The sequence below is a fragment of the Amycolatopsis thermalba genome (genome assembly GCF_003385215.1).
In the GTDB taxonomy this organism is placed as follows: domain Bacteria; phylum Actinomycetota; class Actinomycetes; order Mycobacteriales; family Pseudonocardiaceae; genus Amycolatopsis_E; species Amycolatopsis_E thermalba.
The window spans coordinates 1-21,770 of the sequence record NZ_PQHW01000069.1 but is presented as its reverse complement, the minus strand read 5'-3'; the positions used below and the strand labels follow the sequence as shown (position 1 = coordinate 21,770).

General features: G+C 71.6%; 26 protein-coding genes. 9 read left to right on the top strand and 17 right to left on the bottom strand.

Annotation, left to right across the window (positions count from 1 at the left end):
* Positions 1-2: 2 nt before the first annotated feature.
* The 6 genes from rhaI to D0D15_RS24195 are packed head-to-tail and all read right to left on the bottom strand — an operon-like array spanning position 3 to position 6,179.
* The gene (rhaI, locus tag D0D15_RS24220; protein ID WP_094004965.1) at positions 3-1,178 is read right to left on the bottom strand and encodes an L-rhamnose isomerase; all 1,176 of its coding nucleotides are present in this window, start codon (positions 1,176-1,178) and stop codon (positions 3-5) included.
* Complete coding sequence (locus D0D15_RS24215; protein WP_115944759.1) at positions 1,175-1,501, bottom strand: L-rhamnose mutarotase; 327 nt, start codon at positions 1,499-1,501, stop codon at positions 1,175-1,177. The genes rhaI and D0D15_RS24215 overlap by 4 nt, the downstream gene beginning before the upstream one ends.
* 56 nt (positions 1,502-1,557) lie before the next feature.
* Positions 1,558-2,625, bottom strand: coding sequence for a rhamnose ABC transporter substrate-binding protein (rhaS, locus tag D0D15_RS24210; protein WP_094004963.1), 1,068 nt, complete (start codon positions 2,623-2,625; stop codon positions 1,558-1,560).
* Positions 2,626-2,642: 17 nt separating this feature from the next.
* Complete coding sequence (locus D0D15_RS24205) at positions 2,643-3,629, bottom strand: ABC transporter permease (RefSeq protein WP_094004962.1); 987 nt, start codon at positions 3,627-3,629, stop codon at positions 2,643-2,645.
* Positions 3,622-4,665, bottom strand: coding sequence for an ABC transporter permease (locus D0D15_RS24200; RefSeq protein ID WP_115944758.1), 1,044 nt, complete (start codon positions 4,663-4,665; stop codon positions 3,622-3,624). Before D0D15_RS24200 ends, D0D15_RS24205 begins: the two co-directional genes overlap by 8 nt.
* Positions 4,662-6,179 (bottom strand): sugar ABC transporter ATP-binding protein, encoded by a 1,518-nt coding sequence (locus tag D0D15_RS24195; RefSeq protein WP_094004960.1) that lies wholly within the window; start codon positions 6,177-6,179, stop codon positions 4,662-4,664. The genes D0D15_RS24200 and D0D15_RS24195 overlap by 4 nt, the downstream gene beginning before the upstream one ends.
* Positions 6,180-6,395: 216 nt before the next feature.
* Here D0D15_RS24195 and D0D15_RS24190 point away from each other — a divergent pair, with 216 nt between their 5' ends.
* Positions 6,396-7,394, top strand: a complete 999-nt coding sequence (locus D0D15_RS24190) for a LacI family DNA-binding transcriptional regulator (protein WP_094005008.1) — start codon at positions 6,396-6,398, stop codon at positions 7,392-7,394.
* A gap of 40 nt (positions 7,395-7,434) precedes the next feature.
* Here D0D15_RS24190 and D0D15_RS24185 read toward each other — a convergent pair whose 3' ends face one another.
* On the bottom strand, positions 7,435-7,848 hold the full coding sequence (locus tag D0D15_RS24185; protein WP_094004959.1) for a hypothetical protein: 414 nt from the start codon (positions 7,846-7,848) through the stop codon (positions 7,435-7,437).
* 25 nt (positions 7,849-7,873) lie between these two features.
* Entirely contained in the window at positions 7,874-8,710 is an 837-nt protein-coding gene (locus tag D0D15_RS24180; RefSeq protein ID WP_094004958.1) for an endonuclease/exonuclease/phosphatase family protein, read from the bottom strand.
* 170 nt (positions 8,711-8,880) lie between these two features.
* Here D0D15_RS24180 and D0D15_RS24175 point away from each other — a divergent pair, with 170 nt between their 5' ends.
* Positions 8,881-9,330 (top strand): sigma factor-like helix-turn-helix DNA-binding protein, encoded by a 450-nt coding sequence (locus D0D15_RS24175; protein ID WP_094004957.1) that lies wholly within the window; start codon positions 8,881-8,883, stop codon positions 9,328-9,330.
* Here D0D15_RS24175 and D0D15_RS36400 read toward each other — a convergent pair.
* Positions 9,322-9,483 (bottom strand): hypothetical protein, encoded by a 162-nt coding sequence (locus tag D0D15_RS36400; RefSeq protein ID WP_167481552.1) that lies wholly within the window; start codon positions 9,481-9,483, stop codon positions 9,322-9,324. The two genes, D0D15_RS24175 and D0D15_RS36400, sit on opposite strands and share 9 nt — an antisense overlap.
* Positions 9,484-9,823: 340 nt before the next feature.
* Positions 9,824-10,453 carry a DUF305 domain-containing protein gene (locus D0D15_RS24165; protein WP_094004956.1) on the bottom strand — a complete coding sequence of 210 codons (630 nt, stop codon included), beginning with the start codon at positions 10,451-10,453 and terminating at the stop codon, positions 9,824-9,826.
* A 127-nt stretch (positions 10,454-10,580) separates the two neighbouring features.
* Between D0D15_RS24165 and D0D15_RS24160 the strand changes: the two genes are divergently transcribed.
* The 4 genes from D0D15_RS24160 to D0D15_RS24145 all read left to right on the top strand — a co-directional run bounded on the left by D0D15_RS24160 (position 10,581) and on the right by D0D15_RS24145 (position 14,738).
* On the top strand, positions 10,581-12,008 hold the full coding sequence (locus D0D15_RS24160) for an LVIVD repeat-containing protein (RefSeq protein WP_094004955.1): 1,428 nt from the start codon (positions 10,581-10,583) through the stop codon (positions 12,006-12,008).
* Between the two features lie 113 nt (positions 12,009-12,121).
* Complete coding sequence (locus D0D15_RS24155; RefSeq protein WP_094004954.1) at positions 12,122-13,069, top strand: MetQ/NlpA family ABC transporter substrate-binding protein; 948 nt, start codon at positions 12,122-12,124, stop codon at positions 13,067-13,069.
* The gene (locus D0D15_RS24150; protein WP_094004953.1) at positions 13,066-14,079 is read left to right on the top strand and encodes a methionine ABC transporter ATP-binding protein; all 1,014 of its coding nucleotides are present in this window, start codon (positions 13,066-13,068) and stop codon (positions 14,077-14,079) included. Before D0D15_RS24155 ends, D0D15_RS24150 begins: the two co-directional genes overlap by 4 nt.
* Positions 14,076-14,738 (top strand): methionine ABC transporter permease, encoded by a 663-nt coding sequence (locus tag D0D15_RS24145; RefSeq protein ID WP_094004952.1) that lies wholly within the window; start codon positions 14,076-14,078, stop codon positions 14,736-14,738. The genes D0D15_RS24150 and D0D15_RS24145 overlap by 4 nt, the downstream gene beginning before the upstream one ends.
* 96 nt (positions 14,739-14,834) lie before the next feature.
* Here the strand turns inward: D0D15_RS24145 and D0D15_RS24140 are convergent, their stop codons facing one another.
* The 3 genes from D0D15_RS24140 to D0D15_RS24130 are packed head-to-tail and all read right to left on the bottom strand — an operon-like array spanning position 14,835 to position 17,958.
* Positions 14,835-15,674, bottom strand: a complete 840-nt coding sequence (locus D0D15_RS24140) for an alpha/beta fold hydrolase (RefSeq protein WP_233157202.1) — start codon at positions 15,672-15,674, stop codon at positions 14,835-14,837.
* A 2-nt stretch (positions 15,675-15,676) separates the two neighbouring features.
* Positions 15,677-16,474 carry an SDR family NAD(P)-dependent oxidoreductase gene (locus tag D0D15_RS24135; RefSeq protein ID WP_094004951.1) on the bottom strand — a complete coding sequence of 266 codons (798 nt, stop codon included), beginning with the start codon at positions 16,472-16,474 and terminating at the stop codon, positions 15,677-15,679.
* Entirely contained in the window at positions 16,474-17,958 is a 1,485-nt protein-coding gene (locus D0D15_RS24130) for a flavin-containing monooxygenase (protein WP_094004950.1), read from the bottom strand. The genes D0D15_RS24135 and D0D15_RS24130 overlap by 1 nt, the downstream gene beginning before the upstream one ends.
* Positions 17,959-18,070: 112 nt before the next feature.
* Between D0D15_RS24130 and D0D15_RS24125 the strand changes: the two genes are divergently transcribed.
* From D0D15_RS24125 to sigJ, 3 genes are read left to right on the top strand one after another with little or no spacing between them, the layout of a single operon-like run.
* Positions 18,071-18,727 (top strand): TetR/AcrR family transcriptional regulator, encoded by a 657-nt coding sequence (locus D0D15_RS24125; protein ID WP_094004949.1) that lies wholly within the window; start codon positions 18,071-18,073, stop codon positions 18,725-18,727.
* A 37-nt stretch (positions 18,728-18,764) separates the two neighbouring features.
* Entirely contained in the window at positions 18,765-18,908 is a 144-nt protein-coding gene (locus D0D15_RS36395; protein WP_167481551.1) for a hypothetical protein, read from the top strand.
* 9 nt (positions 18,909-18,917) lie between these two features.
* The gene (gene sigJ / locus D0D15_RS24120) at positions 18,918-19,796 is read left to right on the top strand and encodes an RNA polymerase sigma factor SigJ (protein ID WP_094004948.1); all 879 of its coding nucleotides are present in this window, start codon (positions 18,918-18,920) and stop codon (positions 19,794-19,796) included.
* Here the strand turns inward: sigJ and D0D15_RS24115 are convergent.
* The 4 genes from D0D15_RS24115 to D0D15_RS36640 all read right to left on the bottom strand — a co-directional run.
* Positions 19,788-20,399, bottom strand: coding sequence for a maleylpyruvate isomerase family mycothiol-dependent enzyme (locus tag D0D15_RS24115; RefSeq protein WP_233157206.1), 612 nt, complete (start codon positions 20,397-20,399; stop codon positions 19,788-19,790). The genes sigJ and D0D15_RS24115 overlap by 9 nt on opposite strands.
* A 26-nt stretch (positions 20,400-20,425) precedes the next feature.
* A complete protein-coding gene (locus D0D15_RS24110) occupies positions 20,426-21,064 on the bottom strand; it encodes an SGNH/GDSL hydrolase family protein (protein WP_094004947.1) in 639 nt (212 codons plus the stop codon).
* A 103-nt stretch (positions 21,065-21,167) separates the two neighbouring features.
* Entirely contained in the window at positions 21,168-21,452 is a 285-nt protein-coding gene (locus D0D15_RS24105) for a hypothetical protein (RefSeq protein WP_233157201.1), read from the bottom strand.
* Between the two features lie 100 nt (positions 21,453-21,552).
* On the bottom strand, positions 21,553-21,770 hold a 218-nt coding region (locus tag D0D15_RS36640; protein WP_208646189.1), incomplete at its 5' end, for a hypothetical protein.

Genomic DNA, 21,770 nt, shown 5'->3' with positions numbered 1-21,770 from the left:
GTTCAGGCTCCCCAACCGGCCTGCCGGCCGTCGGCTCGTTCGGCGACGATCTTGTCCTGGTAACCGCTGCGGTGGTAGGCGGCGATCGGGTCCGGGTCCAGCCCGGACTCCTCGCGCAGCTCGGCCAGCAGCGGCCGCACGTCGGTGTTGTAGGCGTCCATCAGCACGGCGTTGGCGCCGAGCACGTCCCCGGCCTGCTGCGCGGCGAACAGGGCCGCCTTGTCGACCAGCAGGGCCTTCGCGGTGGCCTCCTGCACGTTGAGCACCGAGCGGATGATCGCCGGGATCTTCGCCTCGATGTTGTGGCACTGGTCGAGCATGAAGTTGATGCCGTAGGACGGGTCCAGCGCGTCGGCGCGCACGATCTCCCACATGATGCGGAAGAGCTGGAACGGGTCGGCGGCGCCGGCCATCAGGTCGTCGTCGGCGTAGAAGCGCGAGTTGAAGTCGAACGCGCCGAGCTTGCCCTGGCGCAGCAGGAACGCGACGATGAACTCGATGTTGGTGCCCGGCGCGTGGTGGCCGGTGTCGATGCACACCGTCGCTTTAGGACCGAGCTCGACGCAGTGCGCGTACGAGGTGCCCCAGTCCGGCACGTCGGTGGCGTAGAACGCGGGCTCGAACAGCTTGTACTCCAGCAGGATCCGCTGGTCGTCGCCGAGCCGGTCGTACGCCTCGCGCAGGGCAGCGGCCAGCCGGTCCTGGCGGGTGCGCAGATCGTCCTGGCCCGGGTAGTTGATGCCGTCGGAGAACCAGAACTTCAGGTCCTTGCTGCCCGTGGCGTCCATGATGTCGATCGCCTCGAGCAGGTGATCGGTGGCCTTGCGGCGGATGCGCGGGTCGGGGTTGGTGACCGAGCCGAGCTTGTAGTCCTCGTCCTGGAAGACGTTGGTGTTGATGGCGCCGATCTCGATGCCGAGGTCGCGCGCGTACTTGGCGAGAGCGCCGTAGTCGTCGACCCGGTCCCACGGGATGTGCAGGGCCACGCTCGGCGCGATGCCGGTCAGCTCGTGCACCTTCGCCGCGTCGGCGATCTTCTCCTCCGGCGTCCGCGGCACCCCGGGCTGCGGGAACACCTTGAACCGCGTGCCGGAGTTGGCATAGGCCCACGAAGGCGTTTCGATCCGCTGAGCCCGCAGGGCTTCTTTCACGGCGGTCAGGTCGGACAACGGGATCACTTTCCTTCCAGGTGGAAGACCTCGGTGAGCAACTGGAACCCCTCGTCGGGGCCGCGCCCTTCCAGGCCGGTGAAGAACTCGGCCATCTCGGCCTGCCAGCGGGCGTTGACCTCGGTGCGGGCCATCGCCGCCCGCGCGGTGTCCGGGTCGTCGGCCTCGACGTAGCCGATCAGCAGGCCGTCGTCGCGGAGGAACAGCGAATAGTTGCGCCATCCGGTGTCGGTCAGCGCCTGCCGCATCTCCGGCCACACCGCGCGGTGCCGCTGCGCGTACTCGGCCATCCGCTCGGGTTTCACCTGCAGGCAGAAGCAGTATCGGGCCACAGTTCGTCCTTGGTGGAGACCCGGCCGGGCCGCCGGTGCGGCCCGGCCGGGGAGCATCAGAAGTTGTACTGGTCGATGTTGCTCGCGTCGAACACCGTCGGCGGGCCGAGGACGATCTCGCCGTCCGCGCCGATGGTGTACTCACCGAGCTTGCCCGCCTTGAACGTCTGGCCCTGGGCGCCGGTGATCTGGCCGGAGGCGAGCGCGACACCCGCGTAGGCGGCCAGGTAGCCGATGTCGGCCGGGTTCCACAACGCGAACTTCGTGACCGTGCCGTCCTTGACGTACTCGCGCATCTGGTTCGGCGTGCCCAGGCCGGTCACCGCGACCTTGCCCTTGTAGGCCGACGAGCTGATGTAGCGCGCGGCCGCGGCGATGCCGACGGTGGTCGGCGCGACGATGGCCTTCAGGTTCGGGTACGACTGCAGCAGGCCCTGGGCCTCCTGGAACGACTTCTGGTCGTCGTCGTTGCCGTAGGCGACCTTCACCAGCTTCAGGTTCGCGTACTCGGGCTTGGCCAGCTGCTGCTTGAACACCTCGATCCAGGCGTTCTGGTTGGTGGCGTTCGGGGTCGCGGACAGGATGGCGATCTCACCCGAGCCGCCGGCCAGCTCGCTCGCCATCTTCGCCAGCTGCTCGCCGATGCCCTGCGTGGTGGCCTGGTTGATGAACACGTCGCGGCAGTCCTTGGCCGCGTCGGAGTCGAACGCCACGACCTTGATGCCGGAGCTGCGGGCCTGGTTCAGCGACGGGCACACCGCGTTCGGGTCGTTCGCGGCGATGCCGATCACGTCCTGCTGCTGCTGGATCAGCGTGTTGATGTAGCTGACCTGCGAGGAGGCGCTGGCGTCGTTCGGGCCGACCAGCTTGTACTCGGCCTTCAGCTCGTCCAGGGCGGTCTTGCCGCCGCCGACCTCGATGTCCGAGTACGGGTTGTTGAGCTGCTTGGGCAGGAAGGCCATCTTCACGCCCTCCTTGGTGGGGGCGTTCGGGTCGGCCTGCGCGGTCGGCTGGGCGCCACCGGCACCGGCGGAGCTGCTGTCGTTCTTCGTCGTGCCACCGCACGCGGCCACCGTCAGCACGAGGGCTGCCGACACCGCACCGGCGAGGAGTCGTCTCTTCATGGGGCGTTTTCGCCTTTCTATGTGGTCGCCCGGCGCCGCAGCGCAGCCCGGAAGCGGATGACGATGTTGGGCAGGAGCACCGAGATGATCAGCAGCACCCCGGTGACGATGTTGAGCGCCTCGTTCGACACGTCCTGCAGCCGCAGCGCGTTCTGCAGCGTGGCCAGCAGGACCACCCCGGCGAGCACCCCCGGCAGGGTGCCCTTGCCACCGAAGATCGAGACACCGCCGAGCAGGACCGCCGCCACGACGGCCAGTTCCATGCCCAGTCCGTTGTCGGCGCGGGCACTGGAGTACCGCAGCGTCCACAGCACCCCGGCCAGGCCGGCGACCAGGCCGCTGACCACGTACAGCCAGAACTTCAGCCGTCCCACGCGGATACCGGCGAAGCGCGCCGCCTGCTCACCGGCACCGGCGGCGAACACCGACCGGCCGACCGGGGTCGCGTGCAGCACCAGGCCGAACACCACGGCCAGCACCACCAGCGGGATCAGCATGTTCGGGACCGGGCCGTCGCCGATCGTGCCGGTCACCCACGAGGTGTAGGCGCGCGGGAAGTCCGCCACCGCCCCGTCGCCGAGCACCACGAACGCCAGGCCGCGGTAGAGCGCCAGCGTGCCGATGGTGACCGCCAGCGACGGCAGCTTCAGCACGGTCACGAAGAACCCGTTGAGCGCGCCCAGCACCGCGCCGAGCACCAGGCACAGCGGGATGATCGTCTCGATCGGCAGCCCGCGGTTCCACAGGTCGCCCATCACGGCCGAGGTGAGGCCGAGCGTGCTCGCCACCGACAGGTCGATCTCGCCGGTCACGATCACCAGCGTCATCGGCAGCGCGATCAGCGCGATCGGCAGCAGGTCCAGCAGCAGGAAGGTGAAGTTGCGGCTGCTGCCGAAGTTCTCCACCGCCCCGGAGGCGATGAGCAGCACCAGCACCGTGATCACGATGACGGCGGCGTCCCAGCTCGCCAGGCGGGACAGCCAGGCCGGCCGCTTGTCAGACATGGGAATCCCTCTTCTTCAGTGACTTGGCGACCCGGACGGCGACCAGCCGGTCGGCGCCGATCGCGAGCAGGATCAGCGCGCCGACGATGGCCTGCTGCCAGAACTGGTTGATGTCGAGGACGGCGAGTGAGCTGCCGATGACGGTGAGCAGCAAGGCGCCCAGGCCCGCGCCCCACACGGTGCCGCTGCCGCCGAACACCGCGACCCCGCCGACCACCGCGGCGCCGACCACGTTCAGCTCGTAGCCGTTGCCCGCGGCGGCGTCGATGGTGCCGAACCGGGCGGCGAACAGCACCCCGGCCACCCCCGCGAGCGCGCCGCTCACCAGGAACGCGGCGATCGTGTTGCGGCCGACCTTGATCCCGGCCAGCTCGGCGGCCTGCGGGCTCGACCCCATCGCGTACAGCTCGCGGCCCGCGCGGTAGTTGCGCAGCACGACCCCGGCGACGACCAGCACGATCACCGCGATCAGCACCAGCCACGGGATGCCCAGGATCGAGGAGTTGCCGAACCGCAGGAAGTGGCCGGGCAGCTCGTCGGCGTTGATCTGCTCGCCACCGGCCCAGAAGTAGGCCGCGCCGCGGAAGGCGTAGAGCGTGCCGAGGGTGACCACCAGCGCGGGCACCTGGCCGAACCGGACCAGCACCCCGTTGACCAGGCCGCACGCCGCGCCGACGGCGAGACCGGCGACCAGCGCGGCGATCACCGGCATGCCCTGGTTGTCCTGCAGCAGCGAGCCGACCGCGAACGCGGACAGGCCGAGCACCGAGCCCACCGACAGGTCGATGTTGCGGGTGATCATCACCGTCGCCTGGCCGACCGCGAGGACGGCCAGGATCGCGGTGCCGAGCAGGATGTCGCGGATGCTCTGCGCGGACAGGAAGCGCGCGTTCTGCGTCGCCGTGAACGCGACCAGCGCGACCAGCGCGAGGACGATCCCGGCTTCGCGTGCCCGGAACAGGCCGCCGAGGGAGAACCTGCGGGCTGTGGGCGCCGGCCCGCTCATCTTGGGAGACATCACCTTCGTCGCGTTCACGCCGCCGCTCCCTGACCCATCGCTGCGAACATCACCGAGTCCTCACTCGCGTCGTCGCGGCCGATCTCCGCGACGATCCGGCCCTCACGCATCACCAGCACGCGGTCGGCCATGCCGAGCACCTCGGGCAGCTCGGAGGACACCATGATCACCGCGACGCCCTCCGCGGCCAGCGACGACATCAGCCGGTGCACCTCGGCCTTCGTGCCGACGTCGATGCCGCGCGTGGGCTCGTCGACGATCAGGACGCTCGGCGCCATCGACAGCCACTTGGCCAGCACGACCTTCTGCTGGTTGCCGCCGGACAACGTGCCCACGGCGTCGCCGAGGCGGCCGTACTTGGTCTGGAGGCGTCCGGTCCAGCGCAGCGCCTCCTTGCGCTCGCTGCCGCCGAACAGGAAACCCAGCTTCGCCAGCGCGCCCGAGCGCGGCAGGGTCACGTTCCGCTCGATGGACAGGTCCATGACCAGGCCCTGCTGGCGCCGGTCCTCCGGCACCAGGGCCATGCCCGCGGCCATCGCGGCGCGCGGCGAGCCCGGCTTGAGCTTCTTCCCGCGCAGCTTCACGGTTCCCGCGTCGCGGTCGTCCACTCCGAACACGGCCTGGACCACTTCGGACCGTCCACTGCCGACCAGGCCGGCGAATGCGACGATCTCGCCGGCCCGGACCTGGAACGAGACGTCGCGGAACACGCCTTCCCGGGTGAGACCGTCCACTTCGAGCACGACCTCGCCCGGGGTGACGTCCTGCTTGGGGAACAACGCGTCCAGCTCACGGCCGACCATGCGGCGGACCATCTCGTCCACGGTCAGGCCGGCCATCGGATCGGTGGAGACGTGCTTGCCGTCGCGCATGATCGTCACGCGCTGGCACAGCTCGGTGATCTCCTCGAAGCGGTGCGAGATGAACATGATCGCCGCGCCCTCGTCGCGCAGGTTGCGCGCCACCGAGAACAGGCGCTCGACCTCGACCAGCGACAGCGCCGCGGTCGGCTCGTCCATGATCAGCACGCGCGCGTCGGCCGAGAGGGCCTTGGCGATCTCGACGATCTGCTGGTCGGCGATCGACAGGCCACGCGCCGGGCGGCCCGGGTCGATCCGCACGCCGAGGCGGGCGAACAGCTTCTCCGCCTCGGCCCGGATGGCGCCGCGGTCGATCATGCCCAGCCGCTTGCGCGGGTGGCGGCCCATCACGATGTTCTCCTCGACCGTGAGGTCGGGGAACAGCGTGGGTTCCTGGTAGATCACCGCGATGCCGGCGGCCTTGGCGTCGGCCGGGGAGGAGAACTCGACGGGCTGCCCGTCGACCAGCAGCGTTCCGGTGTCCGGGCGGTGGACCCCGGCGAGCATCTTGACGATGGTCGACTTGCCCGCGCCGTTCTCGCCCACCAGTGCGTGGGCCTCGCCGGAGTGGAGGGGGAACGACACCCCCTGCACGGCGGCCACCGCGCCGAACGACTTCGTGACGCCGCGGACCTCCAGCAAGGGCACAACGCCCGGGTCCTGCCGCACCATCGCGACCTCCGAAATGAAAGGTTTCACAAACCTGGCGCGCTGACGCTACTATGCGCTGGATCACGAAGTCAACGACAAGTTCTCAGCCCAGTTCAGCGCGGTTCTTTCGGTCGCGATCCGATAACATTGACGCTTGTTACACGTTTCAACCGGAGGAGTCACGTGACGCGCACGACCACGGAGGGGGCCGCCGCGGGAGAGCCCCGGGCGGCGGGGATCAAGGACGTCGCGGCGGCGGCGGGCGTGTCACTGGGGACCGTGTCCAACGTGCTGAACCGGCCCGATCGCGTCAGCCCGCGCACGCGCGCGAAGGTCGAGGCGGCGATGGCCGAGCTGAAGTTCGTGCGCAACGAGACGGCGCGGCAGCTGCGGGCGGGCCGCAGCCGGATCCTGGCCTACGTGATGCTCGACGGGAGCAACCCGTTCTTCACCGACGTGGCCGAGGGCGTGGAGGACGCGGCGGACGAGGCCGGCCTGTCGCTGTTCCTGTGCAACAGCGCGAACCGGGCCGAGCGCGAGCGCGACTACCTGAGCCGGCTGGAACAGCAGCGGGTGCAGGGAATCCTGATCACGCCGGTCGATCCGGGCTCACCGGTGCTGGCCGAGACGGCGGCGCACGGGATCCCGCTGGTGATCGTCGACCGCACCGGGCAGCCGGGCGACCACTGCTCGGTGGCGGTGGACGACGTGCTGGGCGGGCGGCTCGCGGTGCAGCACCTGCTGGAGCTGGGACATCGGCGGGTGGCGTTCATCGGCGGGCCCGACACGCTCGGGCAGGTGCGCGACCGGCGCGAGGGCGCGTTGCGGGCGCTGGCGGAGGCCGGGCTGGGGCCGGAGAACCTGGTCGACCTGACGACGTCGGCGCTGACCGTGGCCGAGGGCCGGACGGCGGGGCAGCGCCTGGCCGGGCTGCCGTCGTCACTGCGCCCGACGGCGGCGTTCTGCGCGAACGACCTGCTGGCGCTCGGGTTGCTCCAGACGTGCGTCAGCCTGCGCCTGCGGGTGCCCGACGACCTGGCGATCGTGGGCTACGACGACATCGACTTCGCCGCGGCCGCCGCGGTGCCCCTCACCTCGGTGCGGCAGCCACGGCGCCGGCTCGGCCGGACGGCGGCGGAGCTGCTGCTGCGGGAGACGGATCCCGGACACGAGCACCAGCAGGTCGTGTTCACGCCCGAGCTGGTGGTGCGAGCCTCCACCCGCCACGGGGCCTGACTCCGGGGCGGAGCGCGGGTGGCTGTCCGCCCGCCCCGGCCTAGGCGCCGCCGCGTGGACCCCGCTTCTGCGTGCCTGCCCGCGCCTTCGCGGGCTTCGCCTCGACGGGCTTGACCTCGGCGGGCTTGACCTCGGTGGGGTTGGCCTCGGCGGGGTCGGCCTCGGCCTGCCGGGGCGCCGCGCCCTTGCCGCGCCCGGCGATCGCGGTGCCGACGCCGATCGCGACGGCCACCGGCCACTCGATCAGCTCGACCGCGGCGAGCAGGCCCAGACCTCCCCAGTAGGCGAGCTGGCGGGGCGGTGGCAGGAAGGACCGTGCGGTGTGCAGCGCGGCGGTGACCTCGCCGCGGCCGGGCACGTGCGGCGCCCGGAACTCGGCTCGCACGAACGGCAGGTTCACCGTGGCGGTGCGCGTTTTCGACTCGCTCGGCTGCTCCGGCGGACTGCTGGTCATGGCTCTCCCTCCCGCCCGGCTCATGCTACGACCGAACGGAGATCGACTGAACCCTTTCCAGCCGCGTTACCACCGGACGGTGGTCGGAGGCCGTCGTGGCGACCGTCCAGGCGGAACGGACCGCGAAGTGCCGGGACGCGGTCACGAAGTCGATGCGCTTCACCGGTTCCGCGGCCGGGTAGGTGCCCGCGCGCGGGTCCGCGTCGGCCAGGCTGGTCCACAGTGGAGCGAGTTCGGGGGCGGTGGGTTCGGCGTTGAGGTCGCCGGTGAGGATCTCCGGTCCGGGCAGCCGGTCGAGGACGGCGAGCATGTCGGCGACCTGCGCCTGCCGCACGGCGGGATCGGCGCGGTAGTCCAGGTGGGTGGCGTAGACGCGGACCGGCCCGCCGTGCGCCGCGACGGTCACCTCGGCGAAACCCGGCGCCGGGGCGGGGGCCGCGTCCGGGGTGAGCGTCGACAACCGGGTGATCTCGAGGTTTCGCGCGGCGAGGATCGGGTAGCGGCTCAGCACGGCGACGCCGTACTGGCGGCGTGGCGCACCGGGCGCGGGCGGGTCGAGGTCGTAGATCGGCGCGAAGAACACGTGCATTCCCAGGGCGCGCGCGAGTTCGGTGGCCTCGTCGCGGTACTGGCTGCGCGCGTCCCAGTGGACGTCGACCTCCTGCAGCCCGACGACGTCCGCGCGCAGGTCCCGGATGGCGGCGGCGGTGCGGGCGAGGTCGAAGACGCCGTCCTGCCCGGCGCCGGCGTGGATGTTGTAGCTGGCGACGGTGAGCCCCGGCCGGTGCGCCGCGGCCGCCGGAGCCGCGCCGAGAGCCAGAACCGCCGCGAGAACCACCACTGCGAGCCGCACGATGATCACCCTAGCGGCGAAGGCAACCCGCCGGGCGGTTCGTGCGCACACCACCTGCCGCCGAGCGGAACCTCCTCCGACTTGCACCACGCCGGCCCGTTGCGCGGCCGGCCGGGGCCACCATGAAGGCAACCCGCCGGGCGGCTCGTGCGTACTACCTGTCGAGGAGGGGGAGCGCGATGGCGGCGCGGAACGTGGTGAGCACGGGGCTTCCCGGCGCGGACCTCGTCGCGTCCGCGGCCGGTGGCGATCCGGGGGCGATCCGGGAGCTGGTCGCCGCGGTGACGCCCGTCGTGGTGCGGTACTGCCGGGCGCGGCTGCGGCACGGCGCGGACGAGGTCGCGCACGAGGCGTGCCTGGCGATCCTGCACGCGCTGCCCGGCTGGGCCGGCCCGTTCCCCGCGCTCGTGTACGAGCTGACGGCCCAGACGGTGGCCGGCGCCCGTGCCCCCGAGGCCGACTCACCGGTGCTGGCGCTGCCCGGCGTGGAGCGGGAGATCATGCTGCTGCGCGTGGCGGCCGGCCTGTCGGCGGAGGAGACCGCCTCGGCGCTGAGGTTGTCCGCGAACCAGGTGCGCCTCGTGCAGCACCGCGCGCTGAACCGCCTGCGGGGGATCTCCTCAGGGTGAGGGCGTGCTGGACCGCATGCCGGCCAGCAGGCCGAGTCCCGCCATCACGCCGGCCAGGAAGTACCACGCGTCGCCCAGGGCGGCGGACGCGATGATCGCCAGGATGAGGACGCCGCCGGCCGCGGCCCATCCCGACACGTTCGGCTCCGCCATGACGTCCACGATCCTCCTCGGCGGCGCCACCCGCACCACGAGGACGCGGAATCACCCTCGAAGTGCAACCTCGCGGGTGAGTCGCGAGCGCCGCACCTCCGCGCAACACCCCGCCGGGGCCCAGCCGCAGGACTCGCAGCCCCAACCGCAGAACTCGCGACTCCGAGTGCAGAACTCACAGCACCGAGTGCAGAACTCGCGGCAATGAACGTGGAACTCGCGACAGCACGCGAGTCCCACCCTCCCGCGCGCGAGTCCCACGCTCCCGCACGCGAGTCCCACGCTCGCGGGCGCGAGTTGCACCCTCCCGCGCGCGAGTCCTCCCCTCCCGGGGCCGGCGTCAGCCGGCCATCGCGCGCATCCGGTGGACCTCGTCGGTCTGCGAGGCGATCACGTCGGTCGCCATCTCCTCCACGAACACGTCCGCCCCGGCGCCCAGCACCTCGGTCGCCATCGTGATCGCGCCCTCGTGGTGCGCGGTCATCAGTTGCAGGAACAGCCGGTCGAACTCGGGCCCGGACGCGGCCGCCAGCGCGGCCAGCTGCTCCTCGGTCGCCATCCCCGGCATCGGGCCGTGCTCGGCGTGCGAGCCGTGGTGACCGGAGTGCTCCCCCGGCACCTCCAGCCCCCGCTGCCGCAACCACGCGGTCATCGACGTGATCTCCGGCCCCTGCGTCGCCGCGATGCGGGCCGCCAGGCCCTTCACGTCCTCCCGCGCGGCCCGCGCCGGCACCAGCTCGCCCATCCGGATCGCCTGCTGGTGGTGCATGATCATCCGCTGCACGTACGACACGTCGGCGTCGTTGTGCCGGTTCGACGGCACCGCCGCGCTCGCCTCGTCCGCGGGCAGCGTCCGGGCCGGCTCCCCGGGCGCGCCCGGCACCACGACCGGCGGCGCCTCCGGTTCCGGCGCGCACGCCGCGCCCAGCACCGCCGCTGCCAGCAACGTTCCCACGACGAACCCCCGCACGGGCCCTCCTCGCACTCGTCCGTACCCGCGACCGTACCGCAGGAAAAAGCCTACTTTCGGCGCTGTCGCCGAGGCGGGAGATTCGGTCATACTTCGTTTTTCTTCCGAACCGAAAGGGGTTGGCCACGTGGCTCTGGGGAACCGACGCAGACGCCGGCTGTTCGCGCTCACCGGCGCGCTCGCCCTGTCGCTGACCACGCTCGGCGCCGCACCGGCGTCGGCCGAGCCCGGCATCCCGGGGGTCGACGAGGTCAGGCAGTCCCGCAACATCCAGCACCTGGCGAACATCCCGAAGCAGGCCCCGTTCGACAACGTGAACGCCCTCGGGACCGACATCGCGTTCACCGACGACCACGCGATCGTCGGCAACTACAGCGGCTTCACGATCTACGACATCAGCAAGCCCAGCAAGCCGGCGATCGTCAGCCAGGTGCTCTGCCCCGGCTCGCAGAACGACGTCTCGGTGTCCGGCGACCTGCTGTTCCTGTCCACCGACTCCTCGCGCAGCGACAACTCCTGCGCCAGCACCAGCCAGCCGGCCACGGAGAAGAACTCGTGGGAGGGCATCAAGGTCTTCGACATCAGCGACCTGGCCAGCCCGAAGTACGTGGCGGCGGTCGAGACGAAGTGCGGTTCGCACACCCACACGCTGGTGCCGGGCAAGAACGGCAAGGACGTCTACCTCTACGTCTCCTCCTACAGCCCGCGTGCCGAGTTCCCGGACTGCCGGCCGCCGCACGACCTGATCTCGGTGGTCAAGGTCCCGGTGCACAACCCGGCGGCCGCGGCCGTCGTCAACGAGCCGGTGGTCTTCGGCGAGGCCGGCGGCAACCGCGGCATCCCGGGCACCTTCCCGAACCACTACGTCACCGAGACCTCGGGCTGCCACGACATCACCGCCTACCCGGAGAAGGACCTGGCGGCCGGCGCGTGCATGGGTGACGGGGTGCTGTTCGACATCTCCGACCGGGAGCGGCCGCGGATCATCGAGCAGGTCCAGGACGACACGAACTTCGCGTTCTGGCACTCGGCGACGTTCAACAACCAGGGCACCAAGGTCGTCTTCACCGACGAGCTGGGCGGCGGCGGCCAGCCGGCGTGCACGGCGGCGATCGGCGCGGTCCGCGGCGCGGACGCGATCTACGACATCACCGGCCGCGGCGACGACCGCAGCCTGCGCTTCGCGAGCTACTTCAAGATCCCGCGGGAGCAGGCGCAGACCGAGAACTGCGTGGCGCACAACGGCTCGCTGATCCCGGTCAAGGGCCGCGACATCATGGTCCAGGCCTGGTACCAAGGCGGGATCTCGGTGTGGGACTTCACCGACTCCGCCCACCCGAAGGAGCTGGCCTACTGGGAGCGCGGCCCGCTGTCGAACGAGCAGCTGATCACCGGCGGGTCGTGGTCGGCCTACTACTACAACGGCCACATCTACTCCTCCGACATCCAGAAGGGCCTGGACGTGTTCGCCCTGCACGACCCGCGCACGGCGAGCGCGAAGTCGGTGCGGATGGACGAGCTGAACGTCCAGACCCAGGGCCGCTACCGCGGATGATTCGACGGCGGGCCGCTAGCACAGCCTGACGATCGAAGGCAAATCCATCCTGCCGCCGATCACCATGTGGGACGGTTGTCCCCCGTTCCGGTGACCGGCGGCAGGATGGCGCCATGTCCGAAAACTCCTCCGACGACGCCGTCCTCCCCGAGAAGCCGCGCCGGAAACGCGGCCCGCTGGCCGGCGTCATCCTCGCCGTGGTCGTCGTCCTCGTCGCCGTGGTCCTGATCGTCGTCAACACGACGTCGGACTCCGGCACCAGCGCCGGCCACACCACCGTGAAGATCGGGGTCACCGACGCGAGCGCCGACTACTGGAAGGCCTTCCGGCAGGTCGCCGCCGAGAACGGGATCGACCTGGAACTGGTCAACTTCTCCGACTACACGCAGGCCAACCCGGCGCTCGCGCAGGGCCAGCTGGACGTGAACCTGTTCCAGCACCTGCTGTTCCTCGCCAACTACAACGTCAGCGCGAACCAGGACCTCACCCCGGTCGGCTCGACCTACGTGGTGCCGCTGAGCCTGTACTCGCGCAAGCACGCCACCGTGGCCGACATCCCGCGTGGCGGGCAGATCGCGATCCCGAACGACCCGACCAACCAGGCGCGTGCCCTGCTGGTGCTGCAGTCGGCCGGCCTGATCTCGCTGCGCGGCGGCGGGACCGTGCTGTCCACCCCGGCCGAGATCGACCAGGCCGCCTCGAAGGTCACCGTGACCCCGGTGGACGCCTCGCAGACCGTGGTCGCGCTCCCGTCGGTCGACGGCGCGATCGTCAACAACAACTTCGCCCTGGACGCGAACCTCGACCCGTCGGCGGCGCTGTTCAACGACGACCCGGCGAACCCGTCGGCGGAGCCCTACATCAACACCTTCGTCACCCGCGCCCAGGACAAGGACAACCCGACCTACCTCAAGCTGGCCCAGCTCTACCGGGATCCGCGCGTGGCCGGCGAGGTGCGGGCCGAGTCGAAGAACACCGCCGTGCTGGTGGAGCGCCCCAACACCGACCTGCAGGCGATCCTGGACCGCCTCGAACAGACCGTGCGGGCCGCGAAGAAGTGAACGCGCTCATCGAGTTCCAGGGCGTCACCAAGCGCTTCGGTGACGTCACCGCGCTGGCGGACGTCGACCTGACGATCGGCGCGGGTGAGGTCTTCGGCATCATCGGCTACTCCGGCGCCGGCAAGAGCACGCTGGTCCGGCTGGTCAACGCGCTCGAACCGGTCACCTCCGGGCGGGTGCTCGTCGACGGTGTGGACCTGACCACGCTGAACGAGCGGGAGCTGCGCCGGGTGCGGGCCGGGATCGGGATGATCTTCCAGCAGTTCAACCTGTTCCGCTCCCGAACGGTGTTCGGCAACGTGGCCTACCCGCTGAAGATCGCCGGGTGGGACAAGGAACGCCGCAAGGCGCGGGTGGCCGAGCTGCTGAAGTTCGTCGGCATCACCGACAAGGCGTGGCACTACCCGGACCAGCTCTCCGGCGGGCAGAAGCAGCGCGTCGGGATCGCCCGGGCGCTCGCGACGAACCCGAAGATCCTGCTGGCCGACGAGTCCACCAGCGCGCTCGACCCGGAGACCACCGGCGAGGTGCTGCGGCTGCTCAAGCGGGTCAACACCGAGCTGGGCGTGACGATCGTGGTGATCACCCACGAGATGGAGGTCGTGCGGGAGATCGCCGACCGGGTGGCGGTGCTCGACTCGGGCCGGGTCATCGAGCAGGGCAGCGTGTTCGAGGTGTTCTCGTCGCCGAAGACACACGCGGCGCAGCGGTTCGTCGGGTCGGTCGTCCGGGACACCCCGGAGGGCGCCGACCTCGACCGCATCCGCGCGCGGCACGGCGGGCGGCTGGTGACGGCGAAGGTCCACGACGACGGGCGGCTCGGCGCGGTGCTGTCCGACGCGGTCGGCAAGCACAACGTGCGGTTCGAGATCGTCTACGGCGGCATCACCGCGTTGTCCGGCCGGTCGTTCGGCGGTCTCACGCTGGAGCTGATCGGCGCGGACGCCGACGTGGACGCGCTCATCGCGGACCTGCGCGCCACCACCGAGATCGAGGAGATCGCGGCATGAGCCTGGACTGGGAGACCCTGGGCCCGGTGTTCTGGGAGGCGATCGCGCAGACGCTGGGCATGGCCGTGGTCGCGCTCGTCGTCGGCGGCGCGCTCGGGCTGGTGCTGGGCATCCTGCTCTACACCACGCGCGCGGGCGGGCTGCTGGCGAACCGGTTCGTGTTCACCGTGCTCAACGTGCTGGTCAACATCATCCGGCCGATCCCGTTCATCATCTTCATCACCGCGATCGGGCCGGTGACGATCTTCGTCGTGGGCACCCAGCTGGGCACCGCGGCGGCGACGTTCACGCTGGTGTTCGCCGCGACGTTCGGGATCTCCCGGATCGTCGAGCAGAACCTGGTCACCATCGACCCGGGCGTGATCGAGGCGGCGCGCGCGATGGGCGCGAGCCCGCTGCGGATCATCCTGACGCTGCTGGTGCCGGAGGCGCTCGGACCGCTGGTGCTGGGCTACACGTTCGTGTTCGTCGCGATCGTCGACATGACGGCGGTGGCGGGCGCGGTCGGCGGCGGCGGGCTCGGCGACTTCGCCATCACCTACGGCTACCACCGGTTCGACTGGGTGGTGACGTGGCTGGCGGTCGTCACGATCATCGTGCTGGTGCAGGGCGCGCAGTTCCTCGGCAACTGGCTGGCGCGCAAGGCGCTGCGCCGCTGAGGTCCGGGTCGTTGACTCGGCGCTCGGCGGGGCGGATGGCGCTGCAGCTGAGCCTGGACGGCGTGGTCCTGGACGGGGAACGGGTGCCGCGGCAGGTCACGCCCTGGTCGTGACCTGCTCCGCCCAGAACTCCGTCACCAGGTCGTGGAACTCCTTGGCCCGCTCGATCTGCGGCATGTGCCCGGTGCCGGTGAACAACCGCGTCTGCGCGTGCGGCAACGCGCGCCGGGCGGCATCCAGGTGCAGGGCGGGCAGGATCAGGTCCCGATCACCCCACACGACGAGCGTCGGCAGGGCCCGCGCGGCCACCGCCTGGATCAGCTCGGCACGCCAGTCCTCCCGCACGCCGCGGAAACCGCCCAGTCCGCGGGCGGTCTCCAGCATCACCCGCGCCGCGTGCGGCTGCCGGGCGATCTCCAGCGCGTGCTCGACCCGCTCCCGCGTCGCGAACGCGCGGTCGTGGAACAACGCCCGCTCCACCCGCATCGCCGCCGACCGGCTCGGGCGCAGCAGCAGCTTCCCCAGCGGCCGCAACGCGAGCAGCCGCAGCGCCATCGTCACCTCGCGGCCGAAACCGGCGCTGTTCACCAGCGCCAGGCTGCGCACCCGCTCCGGCGCGTCCACCGACAACCGCATCGCGACCGCGCCGCCGAGGGAGTTGCCGGCCACGTGCACCGGGCCGGTCTCCCCCACCGCGTCCAGGAAGTCCGCCGCGAACCCGGCCAGCGCCGCCAGCGTGTGCTTGCCCGGCAACGGTTCCGACATCCCGAAGCCGGCGAGGTCGACGCTGTAGGTGCGGTACTCGTCGGCGAGCAGGTCCTGCTGCTCCGACCAGTCCCGCAGGCTCCGGCCGATCCCGTGCAGCAGCAGGACCGGCGGCCCGTCACCCGCGACCCGGTAGCGGGCTCGCCGCCCGCGCACGTCCACGAAGTCCACGGTCAGCGAAGCCTTCCCAGCAGACGGCTGTGCGCGCCGGGCAGCAGCCGCACCAGCAGGTCCGGGATCTTCGCGTCCCAGCCGATCAGCACGCGCGGCTTGCGGTGCTCGATCGCGTCCACGATGACCGCCGCCGCCTTGGCCGGGTCCATCCGCAGCACGCGTTCCCACTGCCGGGTGTCCATCCCGCCGGGCACGCCGCTGCCGACGCGCGCCGACTCCGCGATCCGGGTGCGGATGCCGCCCGGATGCACCGACGTGACGCCGACCTGCCCGGCCAGCTCGTGCCGGATCGCCTCGGTGAACCCGCGGATGGCGAACTTGCTCGCCGAGTACGCCGACTGCCCGGGCGGCGCGATCAGCCCGAACAGGCTGGACACGTTGGCGATGTGCGAGCCGGGCGCGGCCTTGAGCGCGGGCAGCAACGCGTGGGTCAGCTGGACCGGGGCGCGGAAGTTGACGTCCACGACCCAGCCGAACTCCTCCAGCGTCAGCTGGTCGAACCGCCCGCCCAGCGCCACGCCCGCGTTGTTGATCAGCAGCGTCAGGCGCGGGTTCTCGGCCAGCACCCGCTCGGCGGCCGCGGCCGTCTCCTCCGCCGAAGCCAGGTCGACCACGTGCGCCGATACGTCCACAGTGGATCCCACGGCCTTGGTCACCGCGGTCAACCGGTCGGCGTCGCGGTCCAGCAGCACCAGGTTCGAGCCCCGCGCGGCCAGCGCGTGCGCGAGCGCCGCACCGATCCCGCTCGCCGCCCCGGTCACCACGGCCGTGCCGCCGTCGAAGGTGTAGCGCCGCATCAGGCCACCCGCTCCTTCGCCTGCTTCGCGGTGCGCGCGAACCGCATGGCGTCGTCCTCCAGCGACCCGTGCCGCATCAGCAGCACGTCGCGCGGGTAGTTCTGGAACAGCCGCCACGGCGCGGCCGGGCCCTGCTTGGGCAGCTTGTCCAGGCTGCGCAGCACGTACCCGGACTTGAGGTCGATCAGCGGCTCGGTCGCGGTGACCGACGGCGGCGGCACCGGGGTGCAGGTGGTGTAGCCGTGCTCGTCGAGGTGGTTGAGCAGGCGGCACACGTACCCGGCGACGAGGTCGGCCTTCAGCGTCCAGGACGCGTTGGTGTAGCCGATGGTGAACGCGTAGTTCGGCACGCCGGACAGCATCATCCCCTTGTACGCCAGCCGTTCGCCGAGCTCCACCGGCTCGCCGTCGACCACCAGCTCCAGCCCGCCGAAGGGCAGCAGGTTCAGCCCGGTGGCGGTGACGACGATGTCGGCCTCCAGCACCCGCCCCGAGGACAGCCGGATGCCGTCTGCGGTGAACGTCTCGATGGTGTCGGTGACGATGTCCGCCTTCCCGCTGCGCACGGCCTTGAACAGGTCGCCGTCCGGGACGAAGCACACCCGCTGGTCCCACGGGTCGTAGCTGGGGTTGAAGTGCCGGTCCACGTCGAAACCGCGCGGCAGCTGGGCGGAGACGGCCTTGCGCAGGAACTTCCGCACGACTCCCGGGCTGCGGCGGCTGAGCTGGAAGAACAGCATCGCCGACACCACGTTCTTCCACCGCACGATCGGGTAGGCGACCTTGGCCGGCAGCACCCCGCGCAGCTTGTCGGCGACCGGATCGGTGCCCGGCAGGGACAGCACGTAGCTGGGCGAGCGCTGCAGCATCGTCACGTGCGCCGCGTCGCCGGCCATCGCGGGCAGCAGCGTCACGGCCGTGGCCCCGCTGCCGATCACCACGACGCGCTTGCCGGTGTAGTCCAGGTCCTCCGGCCAGTGCTGCGGGTGCACGACGGTCCCGGTGAACTCGTCCTGCCCCGGGAACTGGGGCGCGTAGCCCTGGTCGTAGCGGTAGTAGCCGGAGTTGACGAACAGGAAGTCACAGGTGATCCGCACGCGCTCACCGGTGTCCGAGCGCTCCGCCTCGACCGTCCACAGTGCTTCGCCGGAGGACCACTCGGCCCGCACCACGCGGTGGTGGAACCGGATCCTGCAGTCGATGCCGCGGGTGCGCGCGGTGCGCTGCACGTACTCGCGGATCGACGGGCCGTCGGCGATCGCCTTCGCGTCGGTCCACGGCTCGAACGAGTAGCCGAGCGTGAACATGTCCGAGTCCGAGCGCACGCCCGGATAGCGGAAGAGGTCCCAGGTGCCGCCGATCGCGCCGCGCGACTCGAAGATCGCGTACGACCGGCCCGGACACTCCGCCTGCAGGTGACTGGCGGCGCCGATGCCGGACAGCCCGGCACCGACGATCAGGACGTCGACGTGTTCCAGCGTCATCGCTTCCCCGTTCCTCCGGCGTCTGAACCGCAACGTACCAACGGTATGTCGAGACGGTCAACACCCTGTCGAGAGCGCCGACAGGGCGTCGACAGCCTGCTACGGTGACGGCATGGCCACCGATCCCGCCGTCCGCGCCCGCCCGGCTCGCGGCCGGCGCGCGCCCCGGCCCAGCGGCGACGAACGGGAGCTGGCGATCCTGGCCACCGCCGAGCGGCTGCTCGCGGAGCGGCCGCTGAGCGAGATCTCCACTGACGACCTCGCCCGCGGCGCCGGGATCTCGCGGCCGACGTTCTACTTCTACTTCCGCTCCAAGGACGCGGTGCTGCTCACGCTGCTCGACCGGGTCACCGAGGAGGCCGACCGGGCGTCCTCGGCGGTGTTCGACACCCCCGGCCCGAGCCCCGCGCAGCGCTGGCGGCAGTGCCTGGACGCGATCTACACGACCTTCCGCGCGCACCGCGCGGTCGCCCTCGCGGCGGCGGAGGCCCGCCACACCAACGCCGAGGTGCGGGAGCTGTGGGCGGGCATGATGGAGACGTGGGTCCGCCGCACCGCCGAAGCCATCGAGGCGGAGCGGGCGCGCGGCGCGGCTCCGGCCGGGCTTCCCGCGCGGGACCTGGCGATCGCGCTGAACTCGATGAACGAGCGCGTCCTGTACGCCACCTTCGGCGGTGACGGGCCGGCCGTGCCCGAGGCGGACGTGGTCGACGTGCTGCTCGACGTGTGGCTGACCACCATCTACCGCACCACCGAACCACCGGCCTGAACCGTTTCGGCCCGCCGCCGCCGGGTAGCCCGGGCGCATGGAACGCAAGCACGACGACCCGCGCGAGGACCTGCCCGGCGCCGAGGACTCCTCGGCCGAGGAACAGCAGGTCCAGCGGGGCGAGCAGGGCACCTCCGAGGGAGACCCGCACGACGACTTCGATCCGCAGCAGGGCCAGTAGCCTGGGGGCGTGGACCGCCTCGCCCTGTTCGAAGCCAACCGCCCGCGCCTGCTCGGCCTGGCCTACCGGCTGCTCGGCGAGGCGTCCGAGGCCGAGGACGTCGTGCAGGAGGCCTACCTCCGCTGGGAGGCGAGCACCGGCGTCGAGGTGCCCGAGGCGTGGCTGACCAAGGTCGTCACGAACCTGTGCCTGAACCGGCTCACCTCCGCGCGGGCGCGGCGCGAGCTCTACACCGGGCCGTGGCTGCCGGAGCCGGTGTTCACCGGAGGCGGCGAGCTGGGCCCGCTGGAGACCGCCGAGCAGCGTGAGTCGCTGTCGATCGGGCTGCTCGTCCTGCTGGAACGGCTGACCCCGCCGGAGCGCGCGGCGTTCGTGCTGCGCGAGGCGTTCGGCCACAGCCACCGCGAGATCGGTGAGATCCTCGACCTCGACGAGACCCACGTCCGCCAGCTCTACCGCCGGGCGCGGCAGCACGTCGGCGACGGGCGCACACGCTTCACCGCGACGGCCGAGCAACGCCGCGCGATCGTGGAGCGGTTCCTCGCCGCGGCCGTGCACGGCGATGTGGCGGCGCTGGAGCGGATGTTCGCCGAGGAGGTCGTGTCCTGGGCGGACGGTGGCGGCAAGGTCAGCGCGGCCCGGCGTCCGGTGTCCGGGCGCGAGCGCGTCGCTCGCTACGTCGCCGGCCTGGTGCGCGATCCCCGCGCGGGGGAGATCGAGTTCTCGGTGCGCTCGATCAACGGCGAACCGGGCATCGCGATGCACCTGTGGGGTGAGCTGTTCGGGATCGTGGTGCCCGAGCCGGGCGCGGACGGCCTGGTCGCCCTGCGCACCATCGTCAACCCGGACAAGCTCGCGTACGCGGCGGCCCAGAAGGGGTCAGCGTGAGTACACGTTGACGTCGTCGGCAAGGCCGAGCGCGGCCGGGTCCCGGCGCCCGGACGCGGCGAGCACGAAGTCGAGCGCGTCGGCCTGCACGGTTTCTCCCCCGTCGCCGATGTCGATCGGGCCGAAGCCGCGCAGGTCGAGTCGCGCCGGCCCCCATCCGCGCTGCCGGAGGGTGTCGGCGACCCAGTGCACGGCGGCGGCCAGACCACCGTCCCGTTCGGACTCCCGGCCCAGTGCCGCGCGGATGTCGTCGCCGTGGACGTAGGCGTCGTACCACAGGGTCAGGACGCCGTTGCCGATCGTCCGGCCCGGCACGCCGCTGGGTTTGCCCCACAGCTCGTCGTCCAGTCTGGACAGTGACGTGCGGAGTCTTCCGTTGGCCGCGCGGAGCATCGCGGCCAGTTCGGCCGGGTCGTGGTGCCGGAGGGCGGCGGCCTGCTCGTCGGGGCTGCGTCTGCCGATGGTGCCGTCGGCGGTGTCCACGGCGTTGCCGACGACGCGGGCGGCGACGTCCCGCACCCGCCATCCGGTACACCGCGTCGGCGTGTCCCAGCCGGCGTCGGCCGGTTCGATGAGGTCGGCGAACCGGTCGTACTGGCTCAGCGCACCGTCGACGATCCTCGGGCGGGTCAGCGCGGCAGTTCCGCGGCGAGGCGGCGGACGGTCTCGGCGAGGACGATCGCGTGGCCGCGGGCGTTGACGTGCAACCGGTCCGCGCTGTAGATCCCCGCGTCGGCTGACGCGGGATGGTCGCCGAGGTCGACGTACCAGGCGCCGTGCCGGTCGGCGACGCGGCGGGTGAGCCGCGCGAGCTGGGCCAGCCGGACGCGGAGCCCGTCGCGCCGGTCCGCGGCCGCGAGCGGGGAGCGGGAGATGTCGAACAGGCCCATGATCACCACCGCGGCCCCGGCTGCGCGGAGCGCGGAAACGATTTCGGACAGCGCTTGCTCGACCGCGACGGGGTCGAAGGAGCGGCGGAGCATGTCGTTGCCACCGGCCGCGACCACCGCCAGGTCCGGCCGGAAGTCCAGGGCCGCGGCGAGCTGGGTGTCCCGCACCTGGGCGGCGCGCGTGTCGCGGAGGCCGAGGTTGGCGTAGGCCAGGTCCGGCTGGTGTTCGCGCAGCAGGTCCGCCAGCCGGTCGGCCCACGGTGGCGGCGGGTAGCCGTCGGCCGGGTCCCCCAGCCCCTCGGCGACGCTGTCGCCGAGGATCGCGAGCCGCCGCCAGGGTGCGCCGCGCAAGGTTCCGGTGAGCACATCGGTGGTCATGCCGCCCCCTCGAAAGTTTGTGGACGACTGTACTTTAAGTTTGACCGCAGACGTGCGTCAAGGAGGTTCTGTTCGAGGGGGTTTGTGTGGGACGCTCGTCCGCTCAGTTGCGCCGCTGCTGGGGGATGGTGCCGGCGCCGGCCCGGCGGGCGGCCACGACCAGGCATCGCTCACACGGCATGCCGACGGGCCGGTCCAGCAGGTCCAGCTCACCGCGGCGGCCTTCGAAGCCGCAGTAGGCGACCAGCAGCCCAGGCCGCTCCGCGGGCAGCGGGAAGACGTGGGCGACGCGCTGGGTCTCGCCGACGGTGCCGGAGCGCGGCCGGGCGAGGACGAAGGTCGCGTTCAGCCCTCCTGGCTCGTCGTGCACCCGCACCCATCCACTCACGGTGAGCCTCCTCTCGGGGCGGGCCCCGGTGGGTCCACTCCGGATACTCGTGGCGGTGGTTCCCTGGTGTGCCCAGACGGCAAACTCCGCGAGCGGCTTTTCACCCGACAGTGCCGGATTCGTCCACAATGGGCAGCGCGCCCAGACTGGGCGACCGCAGGCAGAAGCACCGCTCGACGACGCGCCACACCCGCGAGCACGGCCGACGGACGGCGGCCACGCAGCCGCCGGTCAGCGCGGGGGACCCGCCTCCGCTCCCCCGCGCCTCTCGAGCCCGCGCGGCACCCACCCCGGACCCCAACTCCGCCACCACACCCG

What these genes read in the sequence shown, in the direction of transcription:
- D0D15_RS24110 (WP_094004947.1), bottom strand. Translation starts at nt 21,064, where the DNA reads ATGACCACCGATGTGCTCACCGGAACCTTGCGCGGCGCACCCTGGCGG.
- D0D15_RS36395 (WP_167481551.1), top strand. Translation starts at nt 18,765, where the DNA reads ATGGAACGCAAGCACGACGACCCGCGCGAGGACCTGCCCGGCGCCGAG.
- D0D15_RS24145 (WP_094004952.1), top strand. Translation starts at nt 14,076, where the DNA reads ATGAGCCTGGACTGGGAGACCCTGGGCCCGGTGTTCTGGGAGGCGATC.
- D0D15_RS24125 (WP_094004949.1), top strand. Translation starts at nt 18,071, where the DNA reads ATGGCCACCGATCCCGCCGTCCGCGCCCGCCCGGCTCGCGGCCGGCGC.
- rhaS (WP_094004963.1), bottom strand. Translation starts at nt 2,625, where the DNA reads ATGAAGAGACGACTCCTCGCCGGTGCGGTGTCGGCAGCCCTCGTGCTG.
- D0D15_RS24155 (WP_094004954.1), top strand. Translation starts at nt 12,122, where the DNA reads ATGTCCGAAAACTCCTCCGACGACGCCGTCCTCCCCGAGAAGCCGCGC.
- D0D15_RS24205 (WP_094004962.1), bottom strand. Translation starts at nt 3,629, where the DNA reads ATGTCTGACAAGCGGCCGGCCTGGCTGTCCCGCCTGGCGAGCTGGGAC.
- D0D15_RS36400 (WP_167481552.1), bottom strand. Translation starts at nt 9,483, where the DNA reads ATGGCGGAGCCGAACGTGTCGGGATGGGCCGCGGCCGGCGGCGTCCTC.
- D0D15_RS24130 (WP_094004950.1), bottom strand. Translation starts at nt 17,958, where the DNA reads ATGACGCTGGAACACGTCGACGTCCTGATCGTCGGTGCCGGGCTGTCC.
- D0D15_RS24195 (WP_094004960.1), bottom strand. Translation starts at nt 6,179, where the DNA reads ATGGTGCGGCAGGACCCGGGCGTTGTGCCCTTGCTGGAGGTCCGCGGC.
- D0D15_RS24135 (WP_094004951.1), bottom strand. Translation starts at nt 16,474, where the DNA reads ATGCGGCGCTACACCTTCGACGGCGGCACGGCCGTGGTGACCGGGGCG.
- D0D15_RS24175 (WP_094004957.1), top strand. Translation starts at nt 8,881, where the DNA reads ATGGCGGCGCGGAACGTGGTGAGCACGGGGCTTCCCGGCGCGGACCTC.
- D0D15_RS24185 (WP_094004959.1), bottom strand. Translation starts at nt 7,848, where the DNA reads ATGACCAGCAGTCCGCCGGAGCAGCCGAGCGAGTCGAAAACGCGCACC.